The sequence below is a fragment of the Flavobacterium aurantiibacter genome (genome assembly GCF_002251775.1).
In the GTDB taxonomy this organism is placed as follows: Bacteria; Bacteroidota; Bacteroidia; order Flavobacteriales; family Flavobacteriaceae; genus Flavobacterium; species Flavobacterium aurantiibacter.
This window is the reverse complement of record NZ_NOXX01000053.1, coordinates 1-1,386: the sequence shown is the minus strand read 5'-3', so window position 1 is coordinate 1,386 and position 1,386 is coordinate 1. Positions and strand designations below refer to the sequence as shown.

General features: G+C 35.1%; 2 protein-coding genes. Both read right to left on the bottom strand.

Going from position 1 to position 1,386, the window contains the following annotated elements; all coding sequences use genetic code 11:
• Positions 1–168 precede the first annotated feature (168 nt).
• Positions 169–723 (bottom strand): hypothetical protein, encoded by a 555-nt coding sequence (locus tag CHX27_RS00590; protein ID WP_094484847.1) that lies wholly within the window; start codon positions 721–723, stop codon positions 169–171.
• The coding region (locus CHX27_RS15435; protein WP_165764406.1) for a hypothetical protein at positions 720–1,386 on the bottom strand (667 nt) is incomplete at its 5' end. The genes CHX27_RS15435 and CHX27_RS00590, both read right to left, overlap by 4 nt.

The following is a 1,386-nucleotide window of genomic DNA, read 5'->3' as shown; positions in this document are numbered from 1 at the left end:
GGTAACAATACCCATACGCATCCCTTGTTTTCTCCGCCAACGGATGCACACCATACCAAAAACTAAAACGCGGGTCGTAGAAGCGGGCGGCAGGTTAGTAGCTTAGCGTCCACGAACTTTTGTTAGAAATACCACGTTCTATGATAAATGCACCAAATAACCGTCTTGTTATTCTAACAAAAAAATGTCAATTAGCAGTTTTTCACCTTTTCTCCATCGAATTTTTAACTTTTTATTTTTATTGTCGCACACGTAAATGTATTCATTTAAAACCTTAATTACAGTAAATATTTGTTTTCCTTTTTTTATGCGGACGCCAGTTACAACTTTAGTCAAAAAAGTTGACCACCTGTTAAATTCAAAATTCTCACCTTTTTTTATATATCCTACTTTATCTTTATTGTATAGAATCCGTAGACTATTTTTGAAGTTACCTGTCACTATGAAATGAAATATTCCGTAATCGGTTTTTTGAAAAAGGGGACAAGCATCTACGTTTTCTTCGCTTTCTGGCTTAAAGTTTATAGAAACCCTATTCAATCGATTGGTAGCATATATTTTAATTGGGGTGTCTAAATCGCCGTTCCAAATAGCAACACCTATCCCTAAGCTAGAAACATCATCATTTTGAAATCTACAAAAGGTAACTTCGTCTCCTTGATTCCCTTTATCGATGATTTCAAAGTTTAAGTATATTATGATACAGACTAATATTATTTTCATCTTCCTATATGTAAATGATCTTTATGTTTGCCTTGGTTATTGTTTCCTGTATGATTAAATCTGCCCCCATATGAATAGTTTTTATTAAATCCATTATTTTGAGCGTGTTTGAAAAAAGAATTGGTAAGTGGTATATCTGCATTCAGATAGGACGATTTTCCCCTAAGCTCGCCGCCATTTTGATCAAAATAATGAATGTCAATTGAGTCGCCAGAAAAATGAGTTGAATGTCCCAGATTAATTGAGGGATCAGCGGCTGAAATATCACCATAATGAATACTGACACCCGTCTCGGAATAAAAATCTTGAATTGCGTTATAAAAGCCTGCAAACGTTTCAGCAGAAGCGTAGTTGTCTCCTTTCTGCATTAAACCATTAACCTTATAACTGTCATTATTTCCATTAGAACTACCATCAGGTTTTGTATATCTAGAGAAGCCTCGACCTGACTCTGGAAATTTGTACATTCCAAAGCTATTTGGTTTGTAGTAATCTAAACCTGAACCGTCTTGACGATAAACTTCAACAACCGTGCCCTTATATTTGTCGTTATTCCATTCTTTTGTTCGCGCGTATGTAATACCTCTGTAAATTTCACCTTTTCCTAACACACCCTTGTCTTTATAATTATCCGCTGTTACATCTTTTCTCCAAGTAATGTCG

Coding starts and splice junctions, on each gene's coding strand:
- CHX27_RS00590 (WP_094484847.1), bottom strand. CDS start 723: ATGAAAATAATATTAGTCTGTATCATAATATACTTAAACTTTGAAATC.